Origin of the sequence: Streptomyces sp. NPDC007971, from assembly GCF_042958635.1 — a bacterium.
GTDB lineage: Bacteria > Actinomycetota > Actinomycetes > Streptomycetales > Streptomycetaceae > Streptomyces.
Genome location: NZ_JBIBJK010000002.1, coordinates 511,468 through 529,988 on the forward strand (window position 1 = coordinate 511,468; position 18,521 = coordinate 529,988).

18 protein-coding genes are annotated in these 18,521 nt (G+C 69.5%); 6 read left to right on the plus strand and 12 right to left on the minus strand.

Going from position 1 to position 18,521, the window contains the following annotated elements; all coding sequences use genetic code 11:
* Positions 1-3 precede the first annotated feature (3 nt).
* Complete coding sequence (locus ACFZCP_RS06145; RefSeq protein WP_391424479.1) at positions 4-1,695, minus strand: sodium/solute symporter; 1,692 nt, start codon at positions 1,693-1,695, stop codon at positions 4-6.
* 214 nt (positions 1,696-1,909) lie between these two features.
* Here ACFZCP_RS06145 and galT point away from each other — a divergent pair, with 214 nt between their 5' ends.
* The 3 genes from galT to galK are packed head-to-tail and all read left to right on the plus strand — an operon-like array spanning position 1,910 to position 5,108.
* Positions 1,910-2,995 carry a galactose-1-phosphate uridylyltransferase gene (galT, locus tag ACFZCP_RS06150; RefSeq protein ID WP_391424481.1) on the plus strand — a complete coding sequence of 362 codons (1,086 nt, stop codon included), beginning with the start codon at positions 1,910-1,912 and terminating at the stop codon, positions 2,993-2,995.
* A complete protein-coding gene (gene galE, locus ACFZCP_RS06155; protein ID WP_362680707.1) occupies positions 2,992-3,954 on the plus strand; it encodes a UDP-glucose 4-epimerase GalE in 963 nt (320 codons plus the stop codon). Before galT ends, galE begins: the two co-directional genes overlap by 4 nt.
* Complete coding sequence (gene galK, locus ACFZCP_RS06160) at positions 3,954-5,108, plus strand: galactokinase (protein ID WP_391424484.1); 1,155 nt, start codon at positions 3,954-3,956, stop codon at positions 5,106-5,108. Before galE ends, galK begins: the two co-directional genes overlap by 1 nt.
* Positions 5,109-5,117: 9 nt before the next feature.
* Here the strand turns inward: galK and ACFZCP_RS06165 are convergent, their stop codons facing one another.
* Entirely contained in the window at positions 5,118-5,573 is a 456-nt protein-coding gene (locus ACFZCP_RS06165; RefSeq protein ID WP_362681957.1) for an N-acetyltransferase, read from the minus strand.
* Positions 5,574-5,836: 263 nt separating this feature from the next.
* Here ACFZCP_RS06165 and ACFZCP_RS06170 point away from each other — a divergent pair, with 263 nt between their 5' ends.
* Positions 5,837-6,610, plus strand: a complete 774-nt coding sequence (locus ACFZCP_RS06170) for a LuxR C-terminal-related transcriptional regulator (RefSeq protein WP_391424487.1) — start codon at positions 5,837-5,839, stop codon at positions 6,608-6,610.
* A gap of 41 nt (positions 6,611-6,651) precedes the next feature.
* On the opposite strand, the gene tamR is transcribed toward ACFZCP_RS06170, so the two are convergent.
* Entirely contained in the window at positions 6,652-7,149 is a 498-nt protein-coding gene (gene tamR / locus ACFZCP_RS06175; RefSeq protein WP_362680698.1) for a MarR family transcriptional regulator TamR, read from the minus strand.
* Between the two features lie 88 nt (positions 7,150-7,237).
* On the opposite strand from tamR, the gene ACFZCP_RS06180 reads away from it, so the two are divergent.
* Entirely contained in the window at positions 7,238-8,050 is an 813-nt protein-coding gene (locus tag ACFZCP_RS06180; protein WP_391424490.1) for a trans-aconitate 2-methyltransferase, read from the plus strand.
* Here ACFZCP_RS06180 and ACFZCP_RS06185 read toward each other — a convergent pair whose 3' ends face one another.
* The 4 genes from ACFZCP_RS06185 to ACFZCP_RS06200 are packed head-to-tail and all read right to left on the minus strand — an operon-like array spanning position 8,051 to position 10,267.
* Entirely contained in the window at positions 8,051-8,299 is a 249-nt protein-coding gene (locus ACFZCP_RS06185; RefSeq protein ID WP_391424492.1) for a type II toxin-antitoxin system RelE/ParE family toxin, read from the minus strand.
* Positions 8,296-8,547 (minus strand): type II toxin-antitoxin system Phd/YefM family antitoxin, encoded by a 252-nt coding sequence (locus ACFZCP_RS06190; RefSeq protein WP_391424494.1) that lies wholly within the window; start codon positions 8,545-8,547, stop codon positions 8,296-8,298. The genes ACFZCP_RS06185 and ACFZCP_RS06190 overlap by 4 nt, the downstream gene beginning before the upstream one ends.
* 41 nt (positions 8,548-8,588) lie before the next feature.
* The gene (locus ACFZCP_RS06195) at positions 8,589-9,263 is read right to left on the minus strand and encodes a TetR/AcrR family transcriptional regulator (protein WP_235458709.1); all 675 of its coding nucleotides are present in this window, start codon (positions 9,261-9,263) and stop codon (positions 8,589-8,591) included.
* Complete coding sequence (locus tag ACFZCP_RS06200) at positions 9,260-10,267, minus strand: fatty acid desaturase (RefSeq protein ID WP_391424497.1); 1,008 nt, start codon at positions 10,265-10,267, stop codon at positions 9,260-9,262. The genes ACFZCP_RS06195 and ACFZCP_RS06200 overlap by 4 nt, the downstream gene beginning before the upstream one ends.
* A gap of 309 nt (positions 10,268-10,576) precedes the next feature.
* On the opposite strand from ACFZCP_RS06200, the gene ppc reads away from it, so the two are divergent.
* Entirely contained in the window at positions 10,577-13,321 is a 2,745-nt protein-coding gene (gene ppc / locus ACFZCP_RS06205) for a phosphoenolpyruvate carboxylase (RefSeq protein ID WP_391424499.1), read from the plus strand.
* Positions 13,322-13,420: 99 nt separating this feature from the next.
* Here the strand turns inward: ppc and ACFZCP_RS06210 are convergent, their stop codons facing one another.
* The 5 genes from ACFZCP_RS06210 to glmU all read right to left on the minus strand — a co-directional run bounded on the left by ACFZCP_RS06210 (position 13,421) and on the right by glmU (position 18,437).
* On the minus strand, positions 13,421-13,927 hold the full coding sequence (locus ACFZCP_RS06210; RefSeq protein ID WP_391424725.1) for a hypothetical protein: 507 nt from the start codon (positions 13,925-13,927) through the stop codon (positions 13,421-13,423).
* Between the two features lie 220 nt (positions 13,928-14,147).
* Positions 14,148-14,750 (minus strand): aminoacyl-tRNA hydrolase, encoded by a 603-nt coding sequence (gene pth / locus ACFZCP_RS06215; RefSeq protein ID WP_362680684.1) that lies wholly within the window; start codon positions 14,748-14,750, stop codon positions 14,148-14,150.
* A gap of 255 nt (positions 14,751-15,005) precedes the next feature.
* A complete protein-coding gene (locus ACFZCP_RS06220; protein WP_391424502.1) occupies positions 15,006-15,605 on the minus strand; it encodes a 50S ribosomal protein L25/general stress protein Ctc in 600 nt (199 codons plus the stop codon).
* A gap of 248 nt (positions 15,606-15,853) precedes the next feature.
* Positions 15,854-16,834 (minus strand): ribose-phosphate diphosphokinase, encoded by a 981-nt coding sequence (locus ACFZCP_RS06225; protein WP_391424504.1) that lies wholly within the window; start codon positions 16,832-16,834, stop codon positions 15,854-15,856.
* 154 nt (positions 16,835-16,988) lie between these two features.
* Entirely contained in the window at positions 16,989-18,437 is a 1,449-nt protein-coding gene (glmU, locus tag ACFZCP_RS06230; protein ID WP_391424506.1) for a bifunctional UDP-N-acetylglucosamine diphosphorylase/glucosamine-1-phosphate N-acetyltransferase GlmU, read from the minus strand.
* Positions 18,438-18,521 lie beyond the last annotated feature (84 nt).

Sequence of the window (18,521 nt, forward strand, 5' to 3'; positions counted from 1 at the left end):
CGGTCAGAACGAGAACGGGATGTAGCAGGCGGCGGCCAGGACGATCGCGCCCCAGCCCAGCAGGGCGGGCCTGCGGTACCAGGCCTCGTCGCCGGGGGCGGGCGGTTCGGACATGCCGGGGGAGCGGGTGCCGTAGACCAGACCCTGAAGTTCCTGCTCCGGCTTCGGCTTCGTGAACAGGGACACGGCGAACATGACGACCGCGCCCGCGACGAAGCCCGCGATCGCGGAGACGAAGTTGGCGCCCTGGTCGGTGGGGATCGAGATGATGCCCTTCTTGTAGAGGACGAAGTAGTTGACCATCGCCGTGACCGTGCCGGCGAGCAGGCCCCAGAAGCCGGACTTGGCGGACGCCCGCTTCCAGAACATGCCGACGATGAAGACGACGAACATCGGCACGTTGAAGAAGGAGAACAGCGTCTGCAGGTAGCTCATGATGTTCGAGAACGAGGACGCGAGGAACGCCGTGCCGACCGATGCGGCCACGCCGATCGCGGTGATGAGGCGGCCGAAGCGCACGTAGTACCCGTCCTCGCGGCCGCGCACGACGTAGCGGCCCCAGATGTCGTTGGTGAACACCGTGTTGAACGAGGACACGTTGGCGGCCATGCCGGCCATGAACGCGGCGAGCAGACCGGTGACGGCGATGCCGAGCACGCCGTTGGGCAGCAGCTCCTGCATCAGGTACGGGATCGCGTCGTTGTACTGGTAGCCGGAGCCGGAGGTGCCGAAGTTCGGGACGACCGCGGCGGCGACCAGGCCGGGGATCATCACCAGGAAGACGATGAAGATCTTCGGGTAGGCGGCGATCAGCGGGGTGCGCTGGGAGGCGGAGAGGTTCTTCGCGGACAGGGCGCGCTGCACCTCGGCGAAGTTGGTCGTCCAGTAGCCGAAGGAGAGGACGAAGCCGAGGCCGAGGACGATGGTCAGCCAGTTGGCGCCGAGCGGGTTGGCGCTGCCGATGCCGGTGCCGCCCCAGGCGGTGGTGAAGTGCTGCCCGTGGGTGGCGGTGAGCTTGTCGGTCAGCCCGCCCCAGCCGCCGACCTTCTTCAGGCCGAGGATGGTGATCGGGATGAGGGCGGCCAGGATCACGAAGAACTGCAGCACCTCGTTGTAGATCGCGGAGGACAGGCCGCCGAGCGTGATGTACGCCAGCACGAAGGCGCCGGCGACCACGATGGCCACCCACTGCGGCCAGCCGAGCAGGGCTTCGACGACGATCGCGAGGGCGTAGAGGTTGACGCCGGCGATCAGGATGGCGGCGAAGGCGAACAGGATCGAACTGAGCAGGTGGGCGCCCCGGTCGAAGCGCAGCAGCAGGAACTCGGGGACCGAGCGGACCTTGCTGCCGTAGTAGAAGGGCATCATCACCAGGCCCAGGAAGACCATGGCAGGGATGGCGCCGATCCAGTACCAGTGCACGGTGTAGGCGCCGTACTGGGCGCTGTTCGCGGCCATGCCCAGGATCTCGGTGGCTGCCAGGTTCGCGGAGATGAAGGCGAGGCCGGTGATCCAGGCGGGCAGCGAGCGTCCCGACAGGAAGAAGTCGAGGCTGGTCTTCACCGAGCGGCGGGCCGCGAAGCCGATGCCGAGGACGACGACGAAGTAGATCGCCAGGATCGTGTAGTCCAGCCAGTTGGTGGGGAGCCGTAGCTCCGCCGCCAGTTGGAGGGGGGCTTGTGTGGGGGTTTGCATGAGAACTCGCTTCGTTGCGCGAACTGATCCAGAGCGGAACCTACGCCTCTGTGTTCAGTAATTGAACACTTCTGTTGATGTTCTTTGTTTGATTGTGATGGTCCTAGGTGTTGTCGGGTTGTGGTCTGTTATGTTTGATTGTGTTGAGTGATTGGGTGCGGACACCTCTCGGCCGCTCTCCGTGACCCTCGGCACAGACGAAAGGCGAGTTGCTGTGAAGAAGACCTCGACCCGGCTCGCCGACGGTCGTGAGCTGATCTACTACGACCTCCGCGACGACACCGTGCGGGACGCGGTCGACCGCCGCCCGCTGGACCGAACGGTCACCACCTCCGAGATCCGCCGTGACGTGCTGCTCGGCGACTCGGTCGCGATCGCCTCCCACCGGCAGGGCCGCACCTACCACCCGCCGGCCGACGAGTGCCCGCTGTGCCCGACCCGGGGCGAGCGGCTCAGCGAGATCCCGGACTCCTCCTACGACGTCGTCGTCTTCGAGAACCGCTTCCCCTCGCTCGCCGGCGACTCCGGGCGCTGCGAGGTGGTCTGCTTCACCTCCGACCACGACGCCTCCTTCGCCGACCTCACCGCCGAGCAGGCACGCCTGGTGCTGGACGCCTGGACGGACCGCACCTCGGAGCTGTCGCACCTGCCCTCCGTCGAGCAGGTGTTCTGTTTCGAGAACCGGGGTGAGGAGATCGGCGTAACGCTCGGTCACCCGCACGGTCAGATCTACGCCTACCCCTTCACCACGCCCCGCACCGCGCTGATGCTCCGCTCGCTCGCCGACCACCGGGAGGCGAGCGGCGGACAGAACCTGTTCGACGCCCTCCTGGAGCGGGAACTCGCCGGGCAGCGGGTCGTCCTTGAGGGTGAACACTGGGCGGCCTTCGTGCCCTACGCGGCGCACTGGCCCTACGAGGTCCACCTGTACCCGAAGCGCCGCGTGCCCGATCTGCTCGCGCTCGACGAGGCGGCACGCACAGAATTCCCCCAGGTCTATCTGGAACTCTTGAGGCGCTTCGACCGGATCTTCGACGGAGGGGACGGAGGGGAGGACCCGGTGGACGAGCCGCCGACGCCGTACATCGCGGCCTGGCACCAGGCCCCGTTCGGCGCGCTGACGGGGTTCGACGGTGTGACACGGGACGACTTCGCGCTCCACCTCGAGCTCTTCACCATCCGCCGCACTGTTGGCAAGCTGAAGTTTCTCGCGGGTTCCGAGTCCGGCATGAGTGTGTTCATCAACGACGTGCCGCCGGAGCGCGCGGCCGAGCGACTGCGAGAGGTAGCGAGTTCATGAAGTACCTGGTGACGGGTGGCGCGGGTTACGTCGGCAGTGTCGTGGCACAGCATCTGCTGGAGGCCGGCCACGAGGTCACCGTCCTCGACAACCTCTCCACCGGCTTTCGATCGGGCGTGCCCGCCGGTGCCGCCTTCGTCGAGGGCGACATCCGCGACGCCGCGAAGTGGCTCGACCCCTCCTACGACGGCGTGCTGCACTTCGCCGCGTCCTCGCAGGTCGGCGAGTCGGTGGTGAAGCCGGAGAAGTACTGGGACAACAACGTGGCCGGCACCATGGCCCTGCTCGGCGCGATGCGCGAGGCGGGCGTGCGCACGCTGGTCTTCTCCTCCACCGCGGCCACCTACGGCGAGCCGGAGCAGGTCCCGATCGTGGAGAGCGCCCCGACCAGGCCCACCAACCCCTACGGCGCCAGCAAGCTCGCCGTCGACCACATGATCACCAGCGAGGCGAACGCCCACGGCCTGGCCGCGGTGTCCCTGCGCTACTTCAACGTGGCCGGCGCGTACGGGGCCTACGGCGAGCGCCACGACCCCGAGTCGCACCTCATCCCGCTCGTCCTCCAGGTCGCCCAGGGCCGCCGCGACGCGATCTCCGTCTACGGCGACGACTACCCGACCCCGGACGGCACCTGCGTCCGCGACTACATCCACGTCGCCGACCTGGCCGAGGCCCACCTGCTGGCCCTGACGGCCGCACAGCCCGGCGAGCACCTGATCTGCAACCTCGGCAACGGCAGCGGCTTCTCCGTCCGCGAGGTCGTCGAGACCGTCCGCAAGGTCACCGGGCACCCGATCCCCGAGGTCGTCGCCCCGCGCCGCGGCGGCGACCCGGCGGTGCTGGTCGCCTCGGCGGACACGGCCCGCGAGAAGCTGGGCTGGAACCCGTCCCGCGCGGACCTCGCGGGGATCGTCGCGGACGCGTGGGAGTTCACGCGGCGCATCGCAAAGGAGCACTAGTGAGGGCAGAGCAGGTCCGGGAGCGCTTCGCCGAGCTGTACGGGGCCGGGCCGGAGGGAGTGTGGGCGGCGCCGGGCCGGGTCAACCTGATCGGCGAGCACACCGACTACAACGACGGCTTCGTGATGCCCTTCGCGCTGCCGCACCGCGCGACGGCGGCCGTCTCCCGCCGCACCGACGGCATCCTGCGCCTGCACTCGGCGGACGTCGAGGGCCCGGTCGTGGAACTGCCCCTGGACGCTCTCGCCCCGCAGAGCGACGAGAACTGGACGGCGTACCCGGCCGGCGTGGTCTGGGCCCTGCGCGAGGCCGGGCACCCGGTCACCGGCGCCGACGTCCACCTCGCCTCCACGGTCCCCACCGGTGCGGGCCTGTCCTCCTCCGCGGCCCTGGAGGTCGTGATCGCCCTCGCGCTGAACGACCTGTACGACCTCGGCCTGCAGCGCTGGCAACTGGCCCGCCTGTGCCAGCGCGCCGAGAACGTCTACGTCGGCGCGCCCACCGGGATCATGGACCAGACGGCCTCGGCCTGCTGCGAGGAGGGGCACGCGCTCTTCCTCGACACCCGCGACCTGTCCCAGCAGCAGATCCCCTTCGACCTGGCGGCCGAGGGACTGCGCCTGCTGGTGGTCGACACACAGGTCAAGCACGCCCACAGCGGCGGCGAGTACGGCAAGCGCCGGGCCGGCTGCGAGAAGGGCGCCGCCCTGCTCGGCGTCGACGCCCTGCGCGACATCGCCTACGCCGACCTGGACGCGGCCCTTGCCCGCCTCGGCGACGAGGAGGAGGTCGTCCGCCTGGTGCGGCACGTCGTCACCGAGGACCAGCGGGCGGAGCGGGTCGTGGACCTCCTGCGCGCCGGGGAGACCCGGGCCATCGGCCCGGTCCTCACCGAGGGCCACGCCTCCCTGCGCGACGACTTCCGCATCTCCTGCCCGGAGCTGGACCTGGTCGTGGACACCGCGCTGGCGAACGGCGCGCTCGGCGCACGGATGACCGGCGGCGGCTTCGGCGGCTCGGCGATCGTCCTTTCGGAGGCCACCGACGTCGACACGCTCACCAAGGCGGTCGAGGAGTCCTTCGCCGCGGCCGGCTTCACGGCCCCGCGGGTGTTCGAGGCGGTGCCTTCGGCGGGGGCACGGCGGGCCGGCTGAACCTGCCCGTCAGCCCAGCCGCTTCGTCAGCGTGAACTCCGTGATCCCCGGCGGGTAGTCGGGGATCACGCACACCACGTCGTAGCCCTGCCTCCGGTAGAACTCCGGCGCCTGGAAGTCCCAGGTCTCCAGGCGTGCCGAGACGCAGCCGCGGTCGGCACGGGCGACGCGCTCCGCCTCGGCGAGGAGGCGGGAGCCGAGGCCCGCGCCACGGTGACGGGCGTCGACCCACAGATAGGTGATGTGCAGCCAGGTCGTCCAGGTGTGCCCGACCAGGCCGCCGGCCAGGTCGCCGGAGCCGTCCATGGCCCAGACGTGCAGGGGCACTTCGCGTTCGCCGGGTGTGCCGCGCAGGGCCGCCAGCACCGGCGACGCGGCCGTGTTGGTGTCCCGCAGCCGGCCGCGGAGCAGATCGCGTCGCCCTTTGTCGACTTCTGCCTCAATACGAAACATGCGGCACACCATAAACGTGCCGGACGGCCAGTTCTGCAAATCGACTTCCGCTCACTGCTCCCGTCCGTACTCTGATGAACAGCACCGGTGGGGGCCGGTGCTGATCAGGGGGCGAGACAGGCGGGTACGGCGCCTGTGGTGGGGGTAGCACTTTCCGAGGCGGCGGCGGCCGTCCGGTCGGCATTCCTTCCGCAGGTGTCGTGCCCGCGCGAGTCGCCGTTCTCCGGACCTTGGCTATCCCCTGCTCCGTGCGGAGCCCGGGGAATGGGGGTTTCGTGGTTCGTATCCGAGTCCTGGTCGTCGACGACCACCGCATCTTCGCCGAGTCGCTCGCGGCCGCCCTGGCGGCCGAGCCCGACGTCGACGTCTCCGCCGCGGGCAGCGGCCCGGCCGCGCTGCGCTGCCTGGAGCGCGCGGCCACCGAGGGCCGCCGTTACGACGTCCTTCTGGTCGACGCCGACCTGGGCGCCAACCTGACCGGCATACGCCCGGCCGTGTCCGTGCAGGACGGCGACGAGGACGGCCTGGTCGACGGCATCTCGCTGGTCGCGGGCGTCCGCTCGGCGCAGCCGGCGGTACGCACCGTGGTCCTCGCCGAGAAGGACGACCCACGGCGCGCGGCTCTCGCGCTGCAGGCCGGCGCCTCCGGCTGGGTCGCCAAGGACTGCTCGCTGTCCCGGCTGCTGGCGGTGATACGCGGGGTGCTGCGCGACGAGACCCATCTGCCGCCCGCGCTGCTCACCGGCGTCCTCAAGGAGCTGACGGCGGCGCGCAAGCACCGCACCGAGAGCGAGCGGCTGGTGGAGTCGCTGACCCCGCGCGAGCGGGAGGTGCTGCGCTGCATGGTCGCGGGCCTCGGCCGCAAGGCCGTCGCCGAACGGCTGTTCCTCTCCCCGCACACCGTGCGCACCCATATGCAGAACGTCCTCGGCAAGCTGGGCGTCCACTCGACGCTGGCCGCCGTGGCGCTCGCGCGGCGGGCGGGCGTGGGACCGGTCGATCTGGGGCCTGCCGGGCGGGTCGTGCCGGAGGAGACGAACAGCGCCTGATCCGCCCACCGCGTCTTCGGCAGGAGCCGCCCGGCAGGTCCCTAACCGGGGATGTTGTCGAACGGGGCGGTCAACTGGCGTAGCAGCCCGGCCAGTTCGGCGCGCTGGGTGCGCGACAGCTCGGCGAGGATCGCCCGCTCCTGCTCCAGCAGGCCCGCCAGCGCCTGGTCCGCACGGTCGCGGCCCGTGTCGGTGAGCCGGACCAGCACGCCGCGCCGGTCGCTCGGGTCGGGCAGCCGCTCGACCAGGCCCTTCTTCGCGAGCCGGTCGATCCGATTGGTCATCGTGCCCGAGGTGACCAGGGTCTGCGTCAGCAGCTGCCCGGGGGAGAGCTGGTACGGCGTGCCCGCGCGCCTGAGCGCGGTCAGCACGTCGAACTCCCAGGGCTCCAGCTGGTGCTCGGAAAAGGCGAGCCGGCGTGCGCGGTCCAGGTGCCGGGCCAGCCTGCTCACCCGGCTGAGCACCTCCAGCGGCTCCACATCGAGGTCCGGACGCTCCCGGCGCCACGCTGCGACCAGCCGATCGACCTCGTCCTCCATGGAGATCAGTGTAGTGGTTGTGTCGACATGAAGTCTCTTGATCTCAAGTCTCTTGACATCAAGATATGCGGGGCGGACAGTGGAGCACATGACGACGCCCACCTGGGACCCCGCCCAGTACCTCCGCCACGCCGGCCACCGCGCCCGCCCCTTCACCGACCTGCTCGCCCGCATCCCCGCCCTCCCTAACGAGCGACCCCGTATCGCCGACCTCGGCTGCGGCCCCGGCAACGTCACCGCCCTGCTCGCCGACCGCTGGCCCACCGCGCACATCACCGGCTACGACAACTCGCCCGAGATGCTCGACCAGGCCCACGTCGACCACGAGGGCACCACCGCCGGCGGCGGCCGCCTCGACTTCGCCCCTGCCGACGCCCGCACCTGGACGCCCGAGGAGCCCTGCGACCTGATCGTCTCCAACGCCACCCTCCAGTGGGTACCGGGACACCTCGACCGCTTCGCCGACTGGACCGCCGCCCTGAAACCCGGCGGCACCCTCGCCCTCCAGGTCCCCGACAACACCGACGCCCCGCTGCACGCCCTGATGCGCGACCTCGCCGCCACACCCCGCTGGAAGACCCGCCTCGCCGACGTCCTGCGCCGCACGGACTCCGTCCACACCCCCGGCACCTACCTGGACCGCCTCGCCCGCCTCGGCTGCGCCACGGACGTCTGGCAGACGACCTACTTCCACGTCCTCACCGGCGAGGACCCGGTCCTCGACTGGGTCAAGGGCACCGGCCTGCGCCCCGCCCTGACCGCCCTCGCCGACGACCCCGAGGCCCGCGACGCCTTCGTCACCGAGTACCGGGACCTGCTCCGCGACGCCTACCCGCGCGCACCCCACGGCACGGTCCTGCCCTTCCGGCGCCTGTTCGCCGTGGCCCGTACGGGGCAGTGATCAGGGGGTGCGGCCCAGATGGGTGACGAGGACGCGGATGACGGCGTCGTCGATGACGTACAGGACGCGGTAGTCGCCGACGCGGAGGCGGCGGATGTCCGGCCCGTAGGCGGTGGAGTTGAGCGGGCGGGGCTGCTCGGCGAGCGCGTCGACGGCTTCGTAGACGGCGGCGAGCCCTCCCGGGTCGTCCTTCAGGAACCGCACGGCCGCGTTCGTGGCCTCCGGTTCCCAGGTGATGCGGTAGGTCACGGGCGAAGCCCCAGCATGCGCCCCACCTCTTCGTGCGGGATGCCCTCGCCCAGCTCTCCCTCGGCCTTGCGCCGCCGGTAGTCGGCAACGGCCAGGGCGTCTTCGAGGTCCTCTATCACCTGTGGGGACACGAGCAGCGCGGCCACGTGGCCGTGGTCCGTGAGGGCGATGGTCTCGCGGCTGTGGGCGGCCCGGCGGACCAGGTCGCCGAGCTGGGCCCGGGCTGCGCTGATCGTGATCTCGCTCATGCAGTAATGGTTGCACAAGGTTAATCTAGTGCGCTACTGATTCAGCTCTTCCGGTGACCTATCAACCGCGGCTTCGGCTCCAGCCCGTCCAGGCCGTGCCAGGCCAGGTTCACCAGATGGGCCGCGACCTCCGCCTTCTTCGGACGGCGCACGTCCAGCCACCACTGCCCCGTCAGCGCCACCATGCCGACCAGGGCCTGCGCATACAGCGGCGCGAGCTTGGGATCAAAACCGCGGGACTTGAACTCACGGCCCAGGATGTCCTCCACCTGGGTGGCGATGTCCGAGATCAGCGACGCGAAGGAACCCGTGGACTGCGGAATGGGGGAGTCACGCACCAGAATGCGGAAACCGTCCGTGTACTCCTCGATGTAGTCCAGAAGAGCGAAAGCGGCCTGCTCGCACAGTTCACGCGGGTGGCCCGCCGTGAGGGAACCGGTGACCATGTCCAGCAGACGGCGCATCTCGCGGTCCACCACCACCGCGTACAGCCCCTCCTTGCCGCCGAAGTGCTCGTACACCACCGGCTTGGACACCCCGGCCTTCGCCGCGATCTCCTCCACCGACGTGCCCTCGAAACCCTTCGCCGCAAAGAGGGTGCGACCGATCTCCAGCAGCTGCTGCCTGCGCTCGGCACCCGTCATACGGGTCCGGCGCGCTCGCCGCGGCTTGTCGGTACTGGGGGTGCTGGAGTCGGTCGCCACGGCGTCAATCATGCCGCCTCAACGGTCTCCTTCCGGCGCCGAGAGCCGCCATCCCCGGTATTGCGCCGCGAATCGATACGTGAGCGTGACGGCCAGCGCACGTCGTACGCCCAGCCCAGCAGCTCGAACCAGCGGATGATCCGCGCGGAGGAATCGATCTGGCCGCGCATCACACCGTGGCGCGCGGAGGTCGGGTCGGCATGGTGCAGGTTGTGCCAGGACTCCCCGCACGACAGCACCGCCAGCCACCACACGTTGCCCGAACGGTCCCGCGACTTGAACGGCCGCTTGCCCACCGCATGACAGATCGAGTTGATCGACCACGTCACATGGTGCAGCAACGCCACTCGCACGAGTGACCCCCAGAAGAGTGCGGTGAACGCACCCGTCCAGGACATCGTCACCAGCCCGCCGATCAGCGGAGGCAGCAGCAGGGACACGGCCGTCCACAGCACGAACTGACGGGAGACCGCACGGATGGCACCGTCCCTGACCAGGTCCGGCGCGTACTTCTCCTGCGAGGTCTGCTCCTCGTCGAACAGCCAGCCGATGTGCGCCCACCACAAGCCCTTGATCAGCGCGGGAACCGTCTCCCCGAACCGCCACGGCGAATGCGGGTCACCCTCGGCGTCGGAGAACTTGTGATGCTTGCGGTGATCGGCCACCCAGCGCACCAGGGGGCCCTCGACGGCCATCGAACCCATGATCGCCAACGCGATCCGCAGGGGCCGCTTGGCCTTGAACGAACCATGAGTGAAATACCGGTGGAAACCGATCGTGATGCCGTGGCACCCCAGGTAGTAGAAGAACACCAGCAGGCCCAGATCGAGCCAGCTCACCCCCCAGCCCCAGGCCAGCGGCACAGCCGCCACAAGTGCCGCGAACGGCACCAGGATGAACAGGAGCAGCGTGATCTGCTCGATCGAACGCTTCTGCTCGCCGCCCAGCGTGGCGGAGGGGGTGGTCGTGTCGGTGGCCTGACGGGCTTCTTCGATCACATCGGAACTTGAGGTCATGCGCGTCCCCTGTGGGGTTCGAGGGTGGAAGCAGCTGCCGTGGTGCCCGCGGACCGGACGGGACAGGAACGGAACCTTCCTACGGTTCCGTAACCTACGGCGTCGTAAGTATGGCAGCGCATCGCCCGGCGGCAAGAGCCCGAGAACCTGCGCGTCCGAGTGGACACCTATCCTGGAAGTCGGTCGGACAGCGCGGTCCGCTCTGAATCCTTCCCGGACCATCCGGCCCGTATGCGGCACCCGCCGCGTGGTGGATCGATGCCCGGGTTCCCTCCCAGACGAGCTTCAACACTGCAAGGAGCCGCACCTGTGAGCAGTGCCGACGACCAGACCATCACGACCAGCAGCGAACTGCGCGCCAACATCAGGCGACTGGGTGACCTCCTGGGCGAGACCCTTGTACGGCAGGAGGGCCACGAACTCCTCGACCTGGTCGAAAAGGTCCGCCGCCTCACCCGGGAGGACGGCGAGGCCGCCGCCGAGCTGCTGCGGGGCACCGAGCTGCAGACCGCCGCCAAGCTGGTCCGCGCCTTCTCCACCTACTTCCACCTGGCCAACGTCACCGAGCAGGTGCACCGCGGCCGCGAGCTGCGCGCCAGGCGCGCAGCCGAAGGCGGCCTGCTCGCCCGCACCGCCGACCGCCTCAAGGACGCCGACCCCGAACACCTGAGGCAGGCCGTCGAGCACCTCAACGTTCGTCCGGTGTTCACGGCACACCCCACCGAGGCCGCGCGCCGTTCCGTCCTCAACAAGCTCCGGCGCATCGCCGCGCTCCTGGACACCCCCGTCCTCGACTCCGACCGCCGCCGCCACGACGTCCGCCTCGCCGAGAACATCGACCTCGTCTGGCAGACCGACGAACTGCGCGTCGTACGCCCCGAGCCCGCCGACGAGGCCCGCAACGCCATCTACTACCTCGACGAGCTGCACGCCGACGCCGTCGGCGACGTCCTGGAGGACCTCACCGCCGAACTGGAACGCGTCGGCGTCAAGCTCCCCGACACCACCCGCCCCCTCACCTTCGGCACCTGGATCGGCGGCGACCGCGACGGCAACCCCAACGTCACCCCCCAGGTCACCTGGGACGTCCTCATCCTCCAGCACGAACACGGCATCAACGACGCCCTGGAGATGATCGACGAACTGCGCGGCCTGCTCTCCAACTCCATCCGCTACGCCGGCGCCACCGAGGAACTCCTCCAGTCCCTGAACGCCGACCTGGAGCAGCTGCCCGAGATCAGCCCCCGCTACAAGCGCCTCAACGCCGAAGAGCCCTACCGCCTCAAGGCCACCTGCATCCGGCAGAAGCTGGAGAACACCAAGCAGCGCCTCGCCAAGGGCACCCCGCACGAGGTCGGCCGCGACTACCTCGGCACCGGCGAACTGCTCACCGACCTCAGGCTCATCCAGACCTCCCTGCGCGAACACCGCGGCGCCCTCTTCGCCGACGGCCGCATGAGCCGCACCATCCGCACCCTCGCCGCCTTCGGCCTCCAGCTCGCCACCATGGACGTCCGCGAACACGCCGACGCCCACCACCACGCCCTCGGCCAGCTCTTCGACCGCCTCGGCGAGGAATCCTGGCGCTACGCCGACATGCCCCGCGAATACCGGGCCAAGCTCCTCGCCAAGGAACTGCGCTCCCGCCGCCCGCTCGCCCCCACCCCCGCCCCCGTCGACGCGGCCGGCGCCAAGACCCTCGGCGTCTTCGAGACCGTCAAGCGTGCCCTCGAAGTCTTCGGCCCCGAGGTCGTCGAGTCCTACATCATCTCCATGTGCCAGGGCGCCGACGACGTCTTCGCCGCCGCCGTCCTCGCCCGCGAGGCCGGACTCGTCGACCTGCACGCCGGCTGGGCGAAGATCGGCATCGTCCCCCTCCTGGAGACCACCGACGAGCTGCGCGCCGCCGACACCATCCTCGAGGACATGCTCTCCGACCCGTCCTACCGGCGCCTGGTCGCGCTGCGCGGCGACGTCCAGGAAGTCATGCTCGGCTACTCCGACTCCTCCAAGTTCGGCGGCATCACCACCAGCCAGTGGGAGATCCACCGCGCCCAGCGCCGACTGCGCGACGTCGCCCACCGCTACGGCGTACGCCTGCGCCTCTTCCACGGCCGCGGCGGCACCGTCGGCCGCGGCGGCGGCCCCTCCCACGACGCCATCCTCGCCCAGCCCTGGGGCACCCTGGAGGGCGAGATCAAGGTCACCGAACAGGGCGAGGTCATCTCCGACAAGTACCTCATCCCCTCCCTCGCCCGGGAGAACCTGGAACTGACCGTCGCGGCCACCCTGCAGGCCTCCGCCCTGCACACCGCCCCCCGCCAGTCCGACGAGGCCCTCGCCCGCTGGGACGCGGCCATGGACGTCGTCTCCGACGCCGCCCACGCCGCCTACCGCCGCCTGGTCGAGGACCCCGACCTGCCCGCCTACTTCTTCGCCTCCACCCCCGTCGACCAGCTCGCCGACCTCCACCTCGGCTCCCGGCCCTCCCGCCGCCCCGACTCCGGAGCCGGACTGGACGGCCTGCGCGCCATCCCGTGGGTGTTCGGCTGGACCCAGTCCCGGCAGATCGTCCCCGGCTGGTTCGGCGTCGGCTCCGGCCTCAAGGCCCTGCGCGAGGCGGGCCTGCGGCAGGAAGGGGACACCGTCCTCAACGAGATGCACCACCAGTGGCACTTCTTCCGCAACTTCATCTCCAACGTCGAGATGACCCTCGCCAAGACCGACCTCAGGATCGCCCAGCACTACGTCGACACACTCGTCCCCGACGAGCTCAAGCACGTCTTCGACACCATCAAGGCCGAACACGAGCTGACCGTCAGCGAAGTCCTGCGGGTCACCGGTGAGGACGAGCTCCTCGCCGCCCAGCCCGACCTGCGGCAGACCTTCACCGTCCGCGACGCCTACCTGGACCCGATCTCCTACCTCCAGGTCACCCTGCTCAAGCGGCAGCGCGACGCCGCGGCCGCGGACGCCGAGCCCGACCCGCTCCTGTCCCGCGCCCTCCTCCTCACCGTCAACGGAGTGGCGGCCGGCCTGCGCAACACCGGCTGACGACTCCGCCCGCACAGGGGTGTGCCCCCGGGTTCGAACGAACCCGGGGGCACACCCCTGTCACCGTGGGGCCGCGTCACCGTGCGGCGCGGGGCCGCATCACTGCAGGGCCAGGAACGCCGCCGTCAGCAGCGCGGCCCCCGAACCGCCCAGCACCCACGCCGCCCGCGTCAGCCGCATCCCGCCCGCGACCACCACCGCGGCCAGCAACAGCGCCCCGCCCAGCGGCACCCACGCGTACAGGATCCCCGCCGGCCCGGACCGCACCGCGTCCCCGGTACCCGGCTTCAGAACGACGTCGTACGTCGGGCCCTTCTTCACCGCCACCGAATCGTCGATGACCGCCCGGTCCCGCCCGGCCGCGCCCTTCGCCGCCGGCGTGAACCGCCCCGAACACGTGTCCCCCTCGCACCGGGTGACCTGGAGCGTGCCGCGCTCGCGGCCCTTCGTCAGCATCACGTACTGCGCGGTTCCCCAGGAACCCCACACCCCGGCGAACACGATCAGGGCGGCGAGCGCACCCATCGATGCGACCCGCCCGAACCGCAACGCGGTCACGGAGGCCTGGCGAGCGGTGGCGGCAGTGGCAGGCATGGCCGGGATCATTGGCCATACCCACACGGCAGGTCAACTCCACCGGGAGCCATGCCGGGACAAGTCAGGAGTTGTGGGGCCCCCGCGCACCCTCAAGCGACCTACGACCTTCGCGCACCGTCAAGCGGCCTACGACCCTCGCGCACCGTCAAGCGGCCTACGACCCTCGCGCACCCTCAAGCGGCCTACGGCGCCCGAGTATCCCCAGGGCGTGCACGACGCCCCTCCATCCTCAGGAGTTGTACGTGCTCTGCGCCCGCTCCAGCCCCTCGATCACCAGACACTCCACCGCGTCCGTCGCACGGTCCACGAAATAGTCCAGCTCCTTGCGCTCCGCCGAGGAGAAGTCCTTCAGCACGAAGTCCGCGACCTGCATCCGCCCCGGTGGCCGGCCGATCCCGAACCGCATCCGGTGATAGTCCGCGCCCATCGCCTTCGTCATCGACTTCAGACCGTTGTGCCCGTTGTCGCCACCGCCCAGCTTCAGCCGCAGCGTCCCGTAGTCGATGTCCAGCTCGTCATGGACCGCGACGATGTTCGCCACCGGCACCTTGTAGAAGTCCCGCAGCGCGTTCACCGGGCCGCCGGACAGGTTCATGAACGACATCGGCTTGGCCAGGATCACCCGACGGTTCGCCGGCCCGACCGGACCGATCCGCCCCTCCAGCACCTGTGCCTGCGCCTTGCCCGCCCGCTTGAACTTCCCCCCGATCCGTTCCGCGAGCAGATCCACCACCATGAACCCGACGTTGTGCCGGTTCATGGCGTACTCCGGCCCGGGATTCCCGAGTCCGACGATGAGCCAGGGTGCGCTGGCGGGGGTGGTCACGTCCATGTCTCCTTGATACGCGTCAGCCGCTGCTCCCCCAAGGGAAGCAGCGGCTGATTCCGCTGTGGCAGCCGAATCGCTGGTACCACTCCGGTCCGGCCGGACCGCTGTACCACTCGGTCCGGCCCAATCGTTGCTACCGCTGTGCTACCGCTGTGGGCAGTCGTCCCGCAGGGCGGAACGGGTGGGCACAGCCGACAGTGCCGGGTGCCCGGAAAGCACCGTCACGGCAGCCACGGCCGAACCGCCGGTCGGGCAGCCTCAGGCCTCGGCAGCCTCTTCGCCACCCTCGGCACCCGCGCCCTCGGCGGCCTCCTCGGCCTGCGCCTGCAGAACCTGCAGAACGACCGCGTCCTCCTCGACGGCCAGGGTCACACCGGACGGCAGCTTGATGTCCTTGGCGAGGACGGAGGCACCGGCCTCCAGGCCCTCGACGGAGACGGTGAGCGCCTCGGGGATGTGCGTGGCCTCGGCCTCGACCGGAAGCGCGTTCAGCACGTGCTCCAGCAGGTTGCCGCCGGCGGCCAGCTCACCCTCGGCGTGCACCGGAATCTCGACCGTGACCTTCTCGCCACGCTTGACCAGCAGCAGGTCGACGTGCTCCAGGAAGCCCTTGACCGCGTCGCGCTGCACGGCCTTCGGGATCGCCAGCTCGTTGGTCTTGCCGTCGATGTCCAGGGAGATCAGGACGTTCGGCGTACGCAGCGCCAGCAGCAGGTCGTGGCCCGGCAGGGTCAGGTGCAGCGGGTCGGAGCCGTGGCCGTACAGAACGACGGGCACCTTGTTGTCGCGGCGGATGCGGCGGGCGGCACCCTTGCCGAACTCGGTGCGGGTCTCGGCGGCGAGCTTCACCTCGGACATGCTGATCACTCCTCGTAGGAATCGCAATGATGACGATGGGGGTCCCCCCGCTCGAACGGAGTCGAGAGTGGGGAGGTCACCCGGCCACGAACGGCCTGCTACGAAGAGCGCGTCGATAACGGACAGCCGCAGTCGCACACACGACTACGGCCTCCCTCGCCGAGCAACTGCAGCAGTCTACTCGGAGGGGAGGCCGCACCCAAAAGGATCTTCAGTGAGCGCTAGCGGCGAGCACTAGTGCAGAAACCTCACTGCTCGTCGAAGAGGCTGGTCACCGACCCATCCTCGAACACCTCACGCACCGCACTCGCAATCGTCGGAGCGATCGACAGCACCGTGATCTTGTCCAGATCCGCACTCAGCTCACCCGGCGTCGGCAGCGTGTTCGTGAACACGAACTCACTCACCCGCGAGTTCTTCAGCCGGTCCGCGGCCGGACCCGACAGCACACCGTGCGTCGCCGTCACGATGACGTCCTCCGCACCGTGCGCGAACAGCGCGTCCGCAGCGGCACAGATCGTGCCACCCGTGTCGATCATGTCATCGACCAGCACGCACACCCGGCCCTTGACCTCACCCACGACCTCGTGGACGGTCACCTGATTCGCCACGTCCTTGTCACGCCGCTTGTGCACGATCGCCAGCGGCGCCCCCAGCCGGTCGCACCACCGGTCCGCCACCCGCACCCGGCCCGCATCCGGCGACACGATCGTCAGCTTGGCCCGATCCACCTTCTCGCCCACGTAGTCCGCCAACAGCGGCAGCGCGAACAGATGATCCACCGGACCGTCGAAGAAGCCCTGGATCTGGTCCGTGTGCAGGTCGACCGTCAGAAGCCGGTCCGCACCCGCCGTCTTCATCAGATCAGCGATCAGACGCGCCGAAATCGGTTCACGACCCCGGTGCTTCTTGTCCTGCCGCGCGTAACCGTAGAACGGCACGATCACCGTGATGGAGCGCGCCGACGCACGCTTCAGCGCGTCGATCATGATCAGCTGCTCCATGATCCACTGGTTGATCGGAGCCGTGTGGCTCTGGATCACGAAGCAGTCCGCACCGCGCGCCGACTCCTGGTAACGGACGTAGATCTCACCGTTCGCGAAGTCGAAGGCCTTCGTCGGGACAACCCCGACACCCAGCTGCTGGGCGACCTCCTCGGCAAGCTCGGGGTGGGCGCGGCCGGAGAAGAACATCAACTTCTTCTCGCCGGTCGTCTTGATCCCGGTCACAGCACTGTCTCCTCAGAGGTTCTCAGCCAGCCGACTGCTCAGGCGACCTCTCGGCTGGGCATGAGAGGCCGTATCAGCTGGTAGGGGTGCGGGTATGCACTCGTGCGGATGTGCACTTATCACGGTACGCCGACTTTGACGCACCCGTTTCCGGTCAGCCCTCGGCCTCACCCTGCCGCGACGCCGCCTCGGCCGCCTTCGCAGCCGAACTCCCAGGACGCTTCCGGGCCACCCAACCCTCGATATTCCGCTGCTGACCACGGGCCACGGCCAGCGAACCCGGCGGCACATCCTTCGTGATCACGGACCCGGCAGCGGTGTAAGCACCGTCCCCGACCGTGACAGGAGCCACAAACATGTTGTCCGAACCCGTCTTGCAGTGCGACCCGACCGTCGTGTGGTGCTTGCTCTCACCGTCGTAGTTCACAAACACACTGGCCGCACCGATGTTCGTGAAATCACCGATCGTCGCGTCACCCACATACGACAGATGAGGAACCTTCGTCCCCTCACCGATCGCCGCGTTCTTCGTCTCCACATACGTGCCGATCTTGGACTTCACTCCAAGACGAGTACCCGGCCGCAGATACGCATACGGCCCCACCGACGCCTGCGGACCGATCCGCGCCCCGTCCGACACCGTGTTGTCCACCCGCGCCCCCGCGCCCACCCGAGTGTCCTTCAGCCGGCTGTTCGGCCCGACCTCCGCACCCTCACACAGGTGCGTCGAACCGGTGAGCTGCGTGTTCGGGTGCACGAGCGCATCCTGCTCGAACGTCACCGTGACATCGACCCACGTGCTGGCCGGATCCACGACCGTCACACCGTCCAGCATCGCCCGCGTCAGCAGCCGGTCATTGAGGATCCGACGCGCCTCGGCGAGCTGCACACGGTTGTTGATGCCGGCGATCTCCCGGTGATCACCGGCCACCGAAGCCCCGACCCGGTGCCCGGCCTCCCGCAGAATCCCCAGAACATCGGTCAGGTACTCCTCACCCTGACTGTTGTCCGTCCGCACCTTCTTCAGCGCATCCGCCAGCAGCTGCCCGTCGAAAGCGAACACCCCGCTGTTGATCTCCCGGATCGCCCGCTGCACCTCGGTGGCGTCCTTGTGCTCCACGATCGCCGTCACGGCACCGCTCGCCCCGTCGCGCACGATACGGCCGTAACCCGTCGCGTCCGGAACCTCGGCCGTCAGCACGGTCACGGCATTGCCGTCCGCGTGATGGGTGGCGGCCAGCTGCGTCAGCGTCGCGCCCGTCAGCAGCGGCGTGTCCCCGCACACGACGACCACGGTCCCGTCCACGGCCCCGCCCAGCTCCTCCAGCCCCATCCGCACGGCGTGACCGGTCCCGTTCTGCTGCGCCTGCACGGCGGTCCGCACGGCCGGGTCGATCTCGGTCAGGTGCTCACCGACCTGCTCACGGGCGTGACCCACGACGACGATCAGGTTCGCGGGGTCCAACTCACGGGCGGCGGCCAGCACATGGCCGACCAGGGAACGGCCGCAGATCTGGTGCAGGACCTTCGGTGTGGCCGACTTCATACGGGTGCCCTCACCCGCTGCGAGAACGACGACGGCTGCCGGGCGAATGGCGCTCACTGAGTTGCCCTTCGGCTCTGGATGGGTGGGGGTGACAGCCGCAGGATACCGGGGTGGGGTTGGGGGGATATGAGTGCGGGCCCT

Coding starts and splice junctions, on each gene's coding strand:
- ACFZCP_RS06145 (WP_391424479.1), bottom strand. CDS start 1,695: ATGCAAACCCCCACACAAGCCCCCCTCCAACTGGCGGCGGAGCTACGG.
- galE (WP_362680707.1), top strand. CDS start 2,992: ATGAAGTACCTGGTGACGGGTGGCGCGGGTTACGTCGGCAGTGTCGTG.
- ACFZCP_RS06165 (WP_362681957.1), bottom strand. CDS start 5,573: ATGGTGTGCCGCATGTTTCGTATTGAGGCAGAAGTCGACAAAGGGCGA.
- tamR (WP_362680698.1), bottom strand. CDS start 7,149: ATGGAGGACGAGGTCGATCGGCTGGTCGCAGCGTGGCGCCGGGAGCGT.
- ACFZCP_RS06180 (WP_391424490.1), top strand. CDS start 7,238: ATGACGACGCCCACCTGGGACCCCGCCCAGTACCTCCGCCACGCCGGC.
- ACFZCP_RS06190 (WP_391424494.1), bottom strand. CDS start 8,547: ATGAGCGAGATCACGATCAGCGCAGCCCGGGCCCAGCTCGGCGACCTG.
- ACFZCP_RS06195 (WP_235458709.1), bottom strand. CDS start 9,263: ATGATTGACGCCGTGGCGACCGACTCCAGCACCCCCAGTACCGACAAG.
- ACFZCP_RS06200 (WP_391424497.1), bottom strand. CDS start 10,267: ATGACCTCAAGTTCCGATGTGATCGAAGAAGCCCGTCAGGCCACCGAC.
- ACFZCP_RS06210 (WP_391424725.1), bottom strand. CDS start 13,927: ATGATCCCGGCCATGCCTGCCACTGCCGCCACCGCTCGCCAGGCCTCC.
- pth (WP_362680684.1), bottom strand. CDS start 14,750: ATGGACGTGACCACCCCCGCCAGCGCACCCTGGCTCATCGTCGGACTC.
- ACFZCP_RS06220 (WP_391424502.1), bottom strand. CDS start 15,605: ATGTCCGAGGTGAAGCTCGCCGCCGAGACCCGCACCGAGTTCGGCAAG.